The organism is Kangiella sp. TOML190, assembly GCF_023706045.1.
Lineage (GTDB): Bacteria > Pseudomonadota > Gammaproteobacteria > Enterobacterales > Kangiellaceae > Kangiella.
This window is the reverse complement of record NZ_BQYL01000001.1, coordinates 876,195-889,385: the sequence shown is the minus strand read 5'-3', so window position 1 is coordinate 889,385 and position 13,191 is coordinate 876,195. Positions and strand designations below refer to the sequence as shown.

The following is a 13,191-nucleotide window of genomic DNA, read 5'->3' as shown; positions in this document are numbered from 1 at the left end:
GCCTAAACCACTTCTATGGTTTCTGGCGGACGTAGGAAATACACTGCCAGCACTATTAAATACATCGGGAAAGTGATTAGCGTCGCTTCAGCAAATATTAAACTGATTTCAAAAACACCTTGTATTATCGATACTACCGCCGAAACCATTAACAGACTTGGCAGCTTTTTGTGATGGCGTAAAATAATCGCACCTATTAAAATATCAAGAATACCAAAGAGGATAAAACATACGAAAGTAAAGCCCACTATAAAGGTGGCTAACCAACTTCCATCGCTGAATAAATCATAAGTTCCTACGCTAAAAACCACCGCAAAAAGGAAAAAACCTAAATAGAAAACAGCCGAGATGGCAATTATAATCAATAGTGGTACATCTAATGCTTTAAAGTTTAATTGATCATTTAAAATCTTTTTGAAACCGAGGTATACAATAATAGAAAGGACGCCGATCAACAGAAAGGCTAGATCAGAAGCTCCAAATTGGATCATACTGTTTGCAATCTGGTTCCAGTCACCCCAAACGATGCTTAAGGCCTCATAGATCAAATAGATAGGAAATATTACGGCTAAGGCAATTGCCAACAAGCCCGGAATTAAATATTCACTTTTCATCAAATTATCTCCAACTCTTCATCTTTACTTCGCATCATCACTTAGAACATACTCAAGGATATCACCCGGCTGACAATTCAATTCGCGGCAAATCGCTTCCAAGGTAGAAAAGCGAATCGCCTTAACTTTGCCGTTTTTGAGTAACGATAAGTTAGTCATAGATATGCCTATCTTTTCTGACAATTCTTTGAGCGGCATTTTATTTTTTGCCATCTCGATGTCTAAGTTAATACGAATATTCATGCTTTTTACAATACGATTGACATTTATGCTTTTCAACATTTATTTTATGTTAAGCGTAAAATAAATGTTGTTTAAAATAAAAGAGAGAGCGTTCGAAAATAACCAGCAGCATGCTACCAGCGCGCCTTGTAGCCTCTTAGATCGAGGTGTAAAAAAGGACCATGGTAGGCATTGGCTTTGTATGCCCCTAAACCGCCAACCATCTTGTCATGAATAAGCTTTTCGCCAAGCTCCTCTGCCCAGCGATAGAGTTGTTGAGCATCTTTTTTATTCACTTTACCGTCAGCATTAATGTCATCCATCACCCCATCAACGGGGCTTACATCCAAATAGACATCTGCCGCATCGCCATACAAGTGGCGACTATGCTTAGCACTGCCAATCACTTTGTTATAGCTTGGGGTACGATAGCCACTCATCACCACCAATCTATTGGCGGCTAAACCTTTGCCATTAACCTCTGCCAACAAATTTTCTAAAGCCCAAACCAGTTCTTTCTTGACCACAAGGTATTTAGGGTAGCCACTTTTTTGTTTGCATAAAAACTGCTTGAGTTGAAAATGCGGACTAAGGTAAAGCTCTTTATTCTCTGGGGTAACTTTGATAAAGCCTTGCGGCGCTTGATAACTGGCAAGGCCGCGTAAAGCTTTGGGATAGGCACCTATAGCGTACCCATTGAGCTTGCCTTTTCGTATATTAGCCGCAGGCTCTAATACAAACACCGTGAGTTCTATCGATTGTCCTTTTTGACCCCTAGCAACCAGTCGATAATTCCCTGCATTATTAGGCAGCTGCCATTGGGCTTTATTGTTATTCCATTGCAACTTTTCGCCAGTCGTTTCGTCCTTGCCTTTTTCCGAATAGTCATTAGATTCGACATACAGCTCGATCTGAGCTTGTGCTAACTTTTCAAACTCAAGAACTTGCCCCGGCAGCGCACTGTGCATAAAGCGCTTATAAGGGATCGAGTGTTGATCCACTTTTAACATAAAAGGCGCTAAGCTTTTATCGAAGGTCGACTTTTTATTAGCGCTGGCTTTTGTCTGTGCGGATAGGGAACTGGTTACCGTTAGTAACAAGATGGCTACTAACCCATAGCTGAATTTATTCATGATGGATAACCTAAATAGTTAGCAGTCACTATTTACAAGCGACTAAATACTGGTTGGCGAGAAACCATGCTCGCCAAGCTAATTTGTAACTGACTTAGCGCGCCAAGGTTTGTTGCACACTGGTGTGCAGAGCTTTGCTGACCTGCGGATCGCGTTTATAAATATCTGGGCGAAAATTGAGTTGTCGCTCTTCATCAATAAAAGCAGTCCAATAGGTCAGATGTACCGGCAATTTCTGCTTGAGATAGACGGTTTTTGTGGTCTTTTGGTTCAATTTATTTTCAATCTCTTGGCGCGTGACGCCTTGTGGCGCTAACAGCCATTCTGCTAAATCAAAGGGTTCAAACACTCGAATACAACCGTGGCTAAAAGCGCGGCTGGTACGACTAAACAACTGTTTAGACGGAGTGTCGTGAAGATAGATGCTGTGCGAATTGGGGAAAATAAATTTCACTTGCCCTAGAGCATTGTTTTTACCCGGAGCCTGTACGAACTGAAAGGGGAAATTACCGCGCGAATATTGGCTCCAATCGATATTGCTAGTATTAACCCTTTCAGAATAATTGCGGTAAACCCCAAAATTCTTTTGCTGCAAATAGCTAGGATCTTTTTTCAAACGCGGCAGCGTCTCATTAACGGCGATACTGTAAGGCACCGTCCAAGTCGGGTTGATAACCACATACTCAATTTCATCGCTAAATACTGGGGTTTGATGGTGATTTTTACCCGTAATGATCGGCTTTTGGAAGGTGACTTGATCATTTTCAACGCCATAGACTTCAAAGCCTGCGATATTGACTAAGACAAAGCGCTCACCAAGTTTTTCAGCCAACCAGCGCCACCGCTCCATATTGATCAACATCTGCTCTATTCGCTCAGCTTTACTGACATTCAACGCATCAAAACTCGCCTTACCCACGACCCCATCAACTTCCAAGCCATGACGTTTTTGATAGCGCTTTACTGCCACTTCGACTTCAGGGCTATAAAGCGGATTAGTGCTATCGAAACTAAAATCGGAAGCCAGATCGCCCCAGTAAATCAAACGTTCAACCAATTGCGAAACTCGCGCATCCGTTGCGCCAGGCTTGATGCTACTGCCGCTTACATCGAAGGGCTGCCAGTTGGGATCTGGCAACGATCGTAACCGCGCCAGTTGTTCTTTAAGTAATTGGTAATAAATATGCGAAGGCTTATGCTGCTCGATATAGGCTGCTAAATCAGGGGCCGCCAAAGCTTGCTCTAATAAATCCACTAAATCCAATGGCTGCTTTGCCACTTCCGAGTTTTTAAAGCGATTAGGATCGACCTTACCAGCCAAAATATGCTGCTGCAGCAATAGCGCTGAATCGGTTGATAGAATATCGCAGGCTAATAGATTCTCAGCTTTGACCGGCTGTTGGCAATGCTCAAGCAGTGTTGAGTAATGGTAGTCTTCTGCAAATAAACCATCCTTTTCAATCTCAGCAATAAAATCCAACAAGGCTTGATGCGCTTTATCTTGCCGCAAAGGTGGATACCAAGCCACTGTATAGGCTCTTTGCTGATAAAACTTCTGTAGTAACTTAGGGTAAGCTAGGTAGCGAGACAGCAGTTTCGGATGTTGATCATTATCCATTCCATCAAAGAAAATTTGCACGTCTTGCTCGGCGGGCTCGGCACTTTGCACCACCCTACCGAGGATTGCCGATGTGATGATAAGACCTATCAACGCATGCTTGAGAAAGTATCGCAAATCTATATTAACCACACTCCTATTATTTAACCCCAGATTCTTCCCTGCATCCTTGTAAACCAACTGCTTCATATCAAATTACCTTTTCCGTTATTAAGATATTGTTATCTCAGCCTAAAGTATCGCCCCAAACTTGCTACAGCTGCTAATAATACTAATACTTTTTTAATGCTTATGGGGTGAACAAGTACCAAAAGCGATAAAGTTGTCTGCAATTCCATACCAAGCTTGCGCCAGCAAGCCGCTAGCATTAGGCTAAGCAAATGCCGAAACACGACACACTTTTGCAACGGGTACGAGCTTGCCAACTGTGCCAGCAGCTACCGCTGGGGCCAAACCCAATTTTACAGTGTCACCCCGACGCTAAAATTTTAATTGCGGGGCAAGCACCGGGACGCATTACGCACCATAAAAATCGCCCCTTTGACGATCCCAGCGGAGAACGTTTGCGCAATTGGCTGGGAGTCGATCAAGCAACCTTTTACGATGAGACCAAATTCGCGATTATTCCGATGGCTTTCTGTTTTCCTGGAACATACAGCAAAGCGCAAGGAAAAAATGGTGACCGACCGCCGCCAGCAATCTGTGCCGATACTTGGCGCCAACCCATACTCGATACGCTACCAAACCTAGAACTCACTTTGGTCATTGGCCGCTATGCGATGGATTGGCACTTAAAACCTGAAAAGAAAATGACCCTGACTCAAATCGTACAGCAGTGGGCAGATTATTTACCTTCTCAATTGCCGCTACCGCACCCTAGTCCGCGCAATAATCGTTGGCTGAAAAATAACCCTTGGTTTGAAAGTGAGGTTTTGCCCACCCTACAAGCTTCCATATCCCGAATCTTATAGTTATACTGAAATGGTAATTAAATATAACAATTAAATGATAATGGAACCTGATTATTCTAAGTATTCTTTAGCAGAGCTTCACCAAGCCAAAAATTCTATAGATCGAGCTAATTATCCTGAGCGAGCCAAGGAAATTGATTTACAAATCAAAAACTACTCTCTAAGGGAAAGTGCGGAAACAGAAACTAAAGCGAGCATCGAAGAACTAAAATATAATACTTTTTGGCCTAGGTTTTTTGCAATTATTATCGATAGTATAATTTTATCGGTTCTAATTTGGATTTGCTTTTCGTTCATTTTAAAGCCTGAAAACTATTCTGACACCTTTTTTCAAGCAATCGATGACTTTATTTTTGTAGTCTACTCGATTTTAATGCACAGTTTGTGTTCAGGACAAACTCTGGGAAAAATGATTACTGGAGTTCAAATTGTTACTTTCGAAGATGAAGCCAATATTAGCTACAAACACGCTATTATGCGTGACATAGTACCCTTAACACTGATGCTATTTGCTTATGTCAGCATACTTTTTAATCTCAGTGAACAAACCTCCAATTCCATACTTTTTATAGTCGCCATTTCAATTATTATTTGGTACTTACTTGAAATAGTAACTATGTTATTCAATCAAAAACATAGAGCCTTGCACGACTTTGTTGCAAACACGGTTGTCGTCAGAACGAATCATTGATGAAATGCTTTCTCTAAAACTTTTTCAAATACCCTAGTGCCTTTTTCTTGCGCTAAACTAATATTTCGTTCGGGTATTTCTTCCGGATTTTCAAGATGTTGCAGGGCTTTTTCTAAACTGGCTTCGCGGAGAATATGTAATATCGGGTAGGGCGAGCGGTTAGTGTAATTACTGGCATCATCTTGATCCACGCCATCAAAAATATAATTCGGATGAAAACTGGCGATTTGATAAATGCCCGTATAATCTTCCTGTTCTAACAGTTGGTTGGCGTAATCCAGTAGATCCAAATAGTCTTCAAACTTGGCAAAACCTCGCTCGAAAATCAGCAAGCTGGTTTCAATAGTTTTATGATGATCAAGCCGTTTAAACACCTCCATCAATTGGTAAAGTGCATCTTCGGTCTGCAAAGTATCACTGACCTGATAGTCGATGCTATTACGAATTAATTCACGCTTAGCAAAAGGGCAAAAGTTAAAACCAATAACGGTTTTTAATAACCAATATTTGGTGGCTTGTATGGCTTTAGCTTCTTGTTTCATATGGCTCGATTTGTAGGTTTTGCGTCATTTATGTCGCCGGTAAATATTGCTAATATATAATCAATATTACACCAAATTGTAACCCATGAGTAAGCTACACCATATTGCTTTTTTCATTGTTAACGAATTTCAACCTTTAGATCTATTTGGCCCTTTAGAATCCTTTGCTGCCGCCAACCAAATCGCGGGGCCGCAATATCGCCTTACTCTTTGCAGCATAAAAAGCGGTAAAGTTACTTCGGAATCTGGCATTCAATTGCAAGTAGACAAGAGTATCTATCAAATTTCTAATCTCGATACTTTAGTATTCTGTGGCGGTAGTGGCGCTAGAAAAGATAGGCTTTCAACTAGAGATCTAGCGCAACTTGAAAGGCTTGCTACAGATACTGAGCGACTTGTTAGCATTTGTACTGGCGCTTTTTTATTAGCAGCTCTTAATCTTCCAACACGATTTAGCGTTACCACCCATTGGGATCATGAAAATGATTTTAGCAAAGAATACCCTGATGTAACACTCAACTGTAAAGCCTTGTATCTACAGCAAGGCAAAGTTTGGTCATCCGCCGGAGTTACCGCAGGAATTGATTTATCACTTGCTTTAATTGAACGAGATTTAGGATCATCCATCGCAAACTCAGTTGCTAGACAGCTAGTCGTTTATATGAAACGTCCTGGTGATCAAAGTCAATTCTCCGACCCATTAAAACATCAAGTCAATGCGAAAGGGCGTCTAGCAAATTTACCTAATTGGCTTTTAAAGAATATAAGCGAACCTATTAATGTAGCAAACCTAGCTGAACACTTTGGTTTAAGTCTTAGGCAGTTTAATCGCGTCTTTAAATCTACTTTTAAAACAACCCCTGCTAAGTATTTAGAATCCATACGCTTGGATCAAGCTCGTATTCTTCTTAGCAATAAACAGTTCACGGTCGAACAAATTGCCCTAAAGGTTGGTTTTAATTCTGCAGATAGTTTTCGCCGTGCTTTTGAACGAAAATTTTCGATTAATCCAAGTTTATACCAACAACAATTTTGATTAGGAAATATTACATGTATATTTTGAGATATAAGAAGACCATAGTTTTCAGTCTTATTATCATCATGGTAGTCTGGTTTTTACAGCCTATTTATAGCTTTTATGCTCATAAGGATAAATTGCCATTACCTTTTTGGGGATGGCATCAGCTCCCAGAAAAGAACCCTTTAAGTGAAAAACTGTATGGTACTAGATTTACAAAAGCCGCCCAAAAATCCCTTCATTTAATCGACAATCATAAGAATACTATTCATAGTCCAGCTATTTCAGTAGCCGTTGCTATCGATAACAAACTTGTTTGGGCTGCTGCTACTGGTTGGCAAGACATTACTGGAAAAAAGCCAATCACTATAAATAGTCGATTTCGTATTGGCAGTACTTCTAAAGCCATAAATTCAATCGCATTAGCTCGTTTAGTGGATGCTGGAAAGATCAACTTGGATCATACTGTTGATCACTACATTAAACCTTTACCTAACCCTGCTTGGCAATACATTACCCCACGCATGCTAGCTTCTCACAGTTCTGGCCTGCCCCATTACAAAGAAAATACGGATCTTTTTGGCCTTTATAAAACAATAACTTTAAGTACAGCATATGAAAGTATGATTGATGCTTTAGAAATTTTTGATAGTGCTCAATTATTATCGCAACCTGGTAGTCAATTCTCGTATTCAACCTTGGGGACAGTGTTATTAGGAGCGGTTATGGAATCCGTCGAACAAAAAAGTTATTTCAAACTTGTTGATGATTTAGTTTTTGAGCCATTAAATATTACTGACGTTATCATCGCCCCAACAACCTCTACCGATGGTACTAATATTGCTACCAGTTATAAGCGTGATAATCGCAATCATCAACCAAACCTAGTTCGCAAATGGCGGCCGGTGGATTTGAGTCATCGACTACCTGGCGGTGGTTTTGCTGCCACCTCCTCAGATCTGGTTAAATTGGCTTCGGCATTTATCGACACTGACTTTATTAGTCTTAATACACAGCAGCTTTTCTTGCAACCACAAAGACTAGCTGACGGTAAAGTTAATGCTCAAAACTATGCCATAGGCTGGCGCATTGCCAATACATCTATTGGTCATCATGAGTTAGTTATGCATGCTAATCACGGCGGGGTTTCTCGAGGTGCACAAAGCTGGCTTATGGTTTTACCTAAATACCGTATGGCGGTTGCCGTTAATATTAATAGCAATGTTGAACACTTTTGGGACTTCGCTAAGATATCAATGGATATTGCTGAAGCTTTTCTCGACCAGCTTAATCTTGATTAGGTGCTCGTTATCAACCTACTGTATAAGATCGAAAACTTCTCTGCCTTACACACTGAATTTGCACTTAATCATCCACCAATTGATAAAGCGCTTCTTCGGCCAGCACAGTATCGCTGACTTGATAATCAATACTATTTCTTACTAATTCACGCTTAGCAAAAGCACAAAAGTTGAAACCAATCACTGTCTGCTCTAGCCAGTATTGAGTCGCTGTTATTACGGAGTCCATAAGAGTTAATCCAAGCTTTGAGTAAATTCCAACACCAATTGTTGTAATTCTTTTTGATAATGGCCAGTCACTTCTCCGTCAGAAAAATTATCCAAAAAGCTTGGCAAGCTGAAATGACCACGCACTTGGGCTCCCCAATAAGGCATAAGCTTGAGCAAATTTTCGAGGTTAGTTAAGCCACCGCGAGCACCAGGCGAAGTAGCTAACAGTAATAGCGGTTTATTGCAAAACAACTTAAAGTTTTCTTGTTGTAAGGGGTTTCGCGACTGCCAATCTATAAAGTTTTTAAACACCGTCGGCATACTGCCGTTATGTTCAGGGCAGCTGATAATAAAAGCATCATGCTCGTCCATTAACGTACGAAAAGCGAGCGAATTTTTAGGCTGAGTTATGTCTTTTTCTAAATCCACGCCAAACAAGGGCAATTCATAATCGCGCAAGCTAGCCACTGTGACCGAATGGTTATGGATTTGTGAACTGACGTACTGGATCAGTTGTTGATTGATAGAGCTGGCGCTATTGCTACCGGAAAAAGCTAAGATTTTCATAAGTTTAAGATTTTTTGACACATTGTATGCTATTAGCCTAACTAAAAACGCAAGCATAGAAAAGCTTAGCAACACTTCCTAGCTTATCGAGTGCGGCCATTTTTCGAACCTCACCACTTCCTCTCCAACTTGGAGCCTCTGAAACTAGCTCACATTCTGCTAAAGCGACAATTGACAGACTAGTTGGTTTGTTATTTAATCTTTATATTGGCAGAAGATTATTAACAACAGCAAATAACAGTTTATAAAAGAGAGCTCCCATGGCACAGGCGGACAACAATCAAGCAACCAACAGAACCGTTAGGTTCGCGCGGTTTGTGGTCAATAATAAGTGGCTAGTCTTAATTTTATCGTTACTTTTAAGCTTTTTAGCTGCTTTTGGCGGCAAGTTATTAGAAATTAAGACAGATTATCGAGTGTTCTTCTCTGAAGATAATCCGCAAATGTTGGCGTTTGAGGACATTCAAGATACTTACGATAAAGCCGATAACGTTATGTTTGTCTTAACCCCGAAAGACGGCAAGGTGTTTAGCAAGCAGACCTTAAAAACCATTCAATGGGCCACCGAAGAGGGTTGGAAAACCCCTTATGTGACTCGCGTCGATTCCATCACCAACTACCAACATACCTGGGTCACGCCCCAAGACGAAGACTATATGTTGGTCGGGGCGCTACTGTGTATTCCTGACAAAACGGTCGATATGGACAGCGAGTGTGAACATGAAGGTGTCACGCCGGAAATGATCGATGCGCTTTCCGAACAGCAGCTCGAAGAATTATCGCAAATTCTGCTCAATGAGCCACAGATTATCAACCGCATGATCAATCCAGAAAAAACCGTGACCGCCATTAACGTCACGGTTCAGCCGCCCTCGGATCCGGACGTGGAAGGCTTAGAAGGCGAAGCTAAAGCGGAAATGCAACGTAAAGTTATGTCCGCCGTTCCTGAAATTACCGTTTTCGCACGTGATTTAAAGCAGCGCATCATGGAGCGCGATCCCAATATCGAAGTACGCATGACTGGCGTTATCATGATGAACAACGCCTTCTCTGAAACCGGCATGAATGACATGCTGACCCTAACGCCATTAATGCTGTTTTTGGTGATCCCGCTAGCCTTATTTTTTATGTTACGCAGCATTAGCGGTACTTTTAGCAGCGTGCTGGTGATTGTTTTTTCAATCGTGGCAGCGATGGGCGGCGCGGGTTGGGTAGGGATTTATCTAACCGGACCGATTTTCTCGGTACCGACTATTGTGGCAACTATGGCGGTGGCCGATTCGGTACATTTACTGGTCACCTTTTTACAGAATAAGCGGCGCGGTATGGCCAAAGATGATGCCATGGTTGAAGCGATTCGGATTAATATGATGCCGATCTTCCTCACCAGCATCACCACCATCATCGGCTTTATGACCATGAACTTTAGTGAAGTGCCGCCGCTGCGAGATCTGGGCAATACGGTCGCCATCGGGGTAGGCTGGGCATTCTTCTTATCGGTAACTTTCTTACCAGCCTTGATGATGATTTTGCCAGTAAAAACTGCGGCTAAGGAAAAAGGCGAAAGTCAGGCCATGAATAAGCTGGCTGATTTTGTGATCACTAAGCGTAAAGCTTTATTGCCCGTAATGACAATCTTGAGTATCGCCATTATCGCTTTTCTACCCAATAACGAGCTGAACGATGAGTTCGTTAAATACTTTGATGAAACCATCGATTTTCGGGTCGACTCTGACTATACCGCGGACAATCTGACAGGGCTTTATGTGATGCTGTACAGCATTAAAACTGGCCAGCAAGATGGCATTCACGAATCAAGCTTCTTAGATATCATTGAAAATTTTGCCGCTTTTGCTAAGCAGCAGCCGGAAGTGTTACACGTCCAGTCTTATGGCGATGTGATGAAGCGGCTGAACAAAAGTATGAATGGCGATAAGCCGTATTGTTACAGCCTGCCAAAACAATCCTTGCAGCAAAATTGTAATGCAGTTTTACTTGAGCCAGATGAAGAAAATATTGAATTGGATACTCGAGTACGCGAACTTACGGCTCAATACACTTTGATGTATGAAACTTCATTGCCACGCGGTATGGATCTGAATAATCAGCTTAATGGCGATAAATCTTCTACTCGAATGCAGTTATCGCTGAAAAATGTTTCCAGCATCGAAGTGATAGCACTGGAAGATAAATTCGCTAACTGGTTCAAACAAAACGCGCCGCAACTTGAAATTTCCGCCTCGAGTCCCGCGATTATGTTCTCACACGTTGGGCAGCGCAATATTTACTCCATGATCCAAGGCACCTTGCTGGCGTTGGTGCTGATTTCGATTATCCTCGGCGTGGCGCTACGTTCCGTAAAACTTGGAATATTAAGCTTGATCCCCAATATTATTCCTATGGCCGTTGCTTTTGGTATTTGGGGCATCTTTAAAGGTCAAGTTGGCATGGGGCTGTCGGTGGTGATGGGCATGACCTTGGGTATTGTGGTCGACGATACGGTCCACTTTTTAAGTAAATACCTGCGCGCGCGACGCGAAAAAGGCATGGATCAAACGCAAGCCGTACGCTACGCCTTCCAGACGGTTGGGATGGCGCTGACCGTGACTACCATTGTATTGGTGCTCGGCTTCTTGGTCTTGGGCATGTCGCATTATGTGATGAACGCTGAAATGGGCATTATGACCGCCATTACTTTAGCCGCCGCTTTAATTATTGATTTCTTACTATTGCCACCATTGCTGATGCTCTTTAAACCGAGCAAGCAAGTTGCAAAGACACAACCTCTTGGAGAAAACGCATGAAACCCGCAGTGATATTATTAACCCTTTCAAGCCTACTGCTTGCTACTAATAGCGTAAGTAGCGAAACGCCTGAAGAAAAAGGGCTGGCCATTGCCAAAGAAGCTAAGGCGCGTAACGTCGGCTGGGGCGATAGCGAAGCGAGCATGACCATGACTTTGCGCAACAAGGCAGGCCGCGAGACGATTCGCAAAGTGCGCTCGAAATCTTTGGAAGTACAAGACGATGGCGATAAGGGTTTAAGTATTTTTGATGAGCCACGCGACGTTAAAGGCACCGCCTTTTTGTCCTTTACCCACATTCAAGGTAATGACGATCAATGGCTCTATTTGCCAGCTTTGAAGCGCGTAAAGCGTATTTCTTCCTCCAACAAATCTGGCCCTTGGATGGGCAGTGAATTTGCTAACGAAGACTTAACCTCCTTTGAAGTAGAAAAATACAGCTACAAATTTTTGCGCGAAGATGAAATCGAAGGCGATAAGGTATTCGTCACTGAACTTTACCCGCAATATAAAAACTCGGGTTATAGCAAATCAATTTCTTGGATCGATCAAGATCATTACCGAGTACGCAAAATTGAATATTTTGATAAGCAGGGCAAGCTGTTAAAGGTCATGACCTTTAGCGATCTTAAATTGTATCTGGATAAATTCTGGCGCGCCCATAAACAGGTCATGGAAAATGTTCAGACGGGTAAAAGCACTACCATTGACTGGGGCGAATATCAGTTCAATGTTGGTCTAACGGACAAAGACTTTAACAAGTCGAGTCTTAAGCGAGCTAAGTAATGTCTGCTGTAGCTATCCGTAATCCTGACGCTACTCGTCAGCGTATTCTTGATGTAGCCTTTGAGGAAATTCTAGTCAAAGGCTATCAAGGCTTGCGAGTGGATCAAGTGCTAAAAATGACTGGGCTCACTAAGGGTGCTTTTTATCACCATTTTAGTAGCAAGCAAACACTCGGCCACGCAGTGATTGACGAGGTACTAAAACCTTGGATTATTGATAGGTGGATCAAGCCTTTGCACCAGTTTAAAAATCCGGTGGATGACTTGATCAATTTTTTAACCGAAGCGCGGCAAGAGCTCAGCGCCAATAATTTGCATACTGGCTGTCCTTTAAACAACTTAACGCAAGAAATGTCACCACTGGATGAATCCTTCCGCCTAAAAATTACTGAAATTTGGCAGTTGTGGCATCAAGCCTTGAGCGAAGCATTCGCCAAAGGTATTGCCCAAGGATATATTCGTCAGGATGTAGAGCCTGATAATGTGGCGCGTTTTTTAATCGCTACTATGGAAGGGATCATTGGTCAGTGTAAATGCTATATGAACGATGAAGTTTTTGATCAAGCAGGGGAGTGTTTAAAAGATTACATTAAAAGTTTAAGCGCCTGATTACTCCCTGTTGTGTACATCTTGGGTTGTGCTTTTAAGCCACAAACCTTCACTTGTCACCCCCAATACAAGTTTGATGTAACACTTTTGGCGCTCAAGCCGTACCT

Annotated in this window: 14 protein-coding genes; 7 read left to right on the top strand and 7 right to left on the bottom strand. The window is 42.1% G+C overall.

The annotated features are described in order from the left end of the window. Positions 1–2 precede the first annotated feature (2 nt). From NFS34_RS04300 to NFS34_RS04285, 4 genes are all read right to left on the bottom strand, one after another. A complete protein-coding gene (locus tag NFS34_RS04300) occupies positions 3–614 on the bottom strand; it encodes a hypothetical protein (RefSeq protein WP_251358657.1) in 612 nt (203 codons plus the stop codon). A 24-nt stretch (positions 615–638) separates the two neighbouring features. Beyond that, on the bottom strand, positions 639–857 hold the full coding sequence (locus NFS34_RS04295) for a helix-turn-helix transcriptional regulator (RefSeq protein WP_251358656.1): 219 nt from the start codon (positions 855–857) through the stop codon (positions 639–641). 113 nt (positions 858–970) lie between these two features. Continuing rightward, complete coding sequence (locus NFS34_RS04290) at positions 971–1,969, bottom strand: D-Ala-D-Ala carboxypeptidase family metallohydrolase (protein WP_251358655.1); 999 nt, start codon at positions 1,967–1,969, stop codon at positions 971–973. A gap of 94 nt (positions 1,970–2,063) precedes the next feature. Further along, positions 2,064–3,776, bottom strand: coding sequence for a murein L,D-transpeptidase (locus NFS34_RS04285; protein ID WP_251358654.1), 1,713 nt, complete (start codon positions 3,774–3,776; stop codon positions 2,064–2,066). A gap of 191 nt (positions 3,777–3,967) precedes the next feature. Here NFS34_RS04285 and NFS34_RS04280 point away from each other — a divergent pair, with 191 nt between their 5' ends. Further along, positions 3,968–4,558, top strand: coding sequence for a uracil-DNA glycosylase family protein (locus NFS34_RS04280; RefSeq protein ID WP_251358653.1), 591 nt, complete (start codon positions 3,968–3,970; stop codon positions 4,556–4,558). Positions 4,559–4,598: 40 nt separating this feature from the next. Continuing rightward, positions 4,599–5,249, top strand: coding sequence for an RDD family protein (locus tag NFS34_RS04275; protein WP_251358652.1), 651 nt, complete (start codon positions 4,599–4,601; stop codon positions 5,247–5,249). Here the strand turns inward: NFS34_RS04275 and NFS34_RS04270 are convergent. Next, positions 5,243–5,791 (bottom strand): DUF1415 domain-containing protein, encoded by a 549-nt coding sequence (locus NFS34_RS04270; protein WP_251358651.1) that lies wholly within the window; start codon positions 5,789–5,791, stop codon positions 5,243–5,245. The two genes, NFS34_RS04275 and NFS34_RS04270, sit on opposite strands and share 7 nt — an antisense overlap. An 85-nt stretch (positions 5,792–5,876) precedes the next feature. On the opposite strand from NFS34_RS04270, the gene NFS34_RS04265 reads away from it, so the two are divergent. Both NFS34_RS04265 and NFS34_RS04260 read left to right on the top strand, forming a co-directional pair. After that, positions 5,877–6,827: a GlxA family transcriptional regulator gene (locus NFS34_RS04265; RefSeq protein WP_251358650.1), complete on the top strand. Its 951-nt coding sequence runs from the start codon at positions 5,877–5,879 to the stop codon at positions 6,825–6,827. Positions 6,828–6,841: 14 nt separating this feature from the next. After that, on the top strand, positions 6,842–8,110 hold the full coding sequence (locus NFS34_RS04260; RefSeq protein ID WP_251358649.1) for a serine hydrolase: 1,269 nt from the start codon (positions 6,842–6,844) through the stop codon (positions 8,108–8,110). 64 nt (positions 8,111–8,174) lie between these two features. On the opposite strand, the gene NFS34_RS04255 is transcribed toward NFS34_RS04260, so the two are convergent. Both NFS34_RS04255 and NFS34_RS04250 read right to left on the bottom strand, forming a co-directional pair. Then, complete coding sequence (locus NFS34_RS04255) at positions 8,175–8,339, bottom strand: DUF1415 family protein (protein WP_251358648.1); 165 nt, start codon at positions 8,337–8,339, stop codon at positions 8,175–8,177. A 5-nt stretch (positions 8,340–8,344) separates the two neighbouring features. Then, positions 8,345–8,887 carry an NADPH-dependent FMN reductase gene (locus NFS34_RS04250; RefSeq protein WP_251358647.1) on the bottom strand — a complete coding sequence of 181 codons (543 nt, stop codon included), beginning with the start codon at positions 8,885–8,887 and terminating at the stop codon, positions 8,345–8,347. Between the two features lie 260 nt (positions 8,888–9,147). On the opposite strand from NFS34_RS04250, the gene NFS34_RS04245 reads away from it, so the two are divergent. The 3 genes from NFS34_RS04245 to NFS34_RS04235 are packed head-to-tail and all read left to right on the top strand — an operon-like array spanning position 9,148 to position 13,084. After that, the gene (locus NFS34_RS04245; RefSeq protein ID WP_251358646.1) at positions 9,148–11,691 is read left to right on the top strand and encodes an RND family transporter; all 2,544 of its coding nucleotides are present in this window, start codon (positions 9,148–9,150) and stop codon (positions 11,689–11,691) included. Continuing rightward, positions 11,688–12,476 (top strand): outer membrane lipoprotein-sorting protein, encoded by a 789-nt coding sequence (locus tag NFS34_RS04240; RefSeq protein WP_251358645.1) that lies wholly within the window; start codon positions 11,688–11,690, stop codon positions 12,474–12,476. Before NFS34_RS04245 ends, NFS34_RS04240 begins: the two co-directional genes overlap by 4 nt. After that, complete coding sequence (locus tag NFS34_RS04235) at positions 12,476–13,084, top strand: TetR/AcrR family transcriptional regulator (RefSeq protein WP_251358644.1); 609 nt, start codon at positions 12,476–12,478, stop codon at positions 13,082–13,084. Before NFS34_RS04240 ends, NFS34_RS04235 begins: the two co-directional genes overlap by 1 nt. Positions 13,085–13,191: the final 107 nt, after the last annotated feature.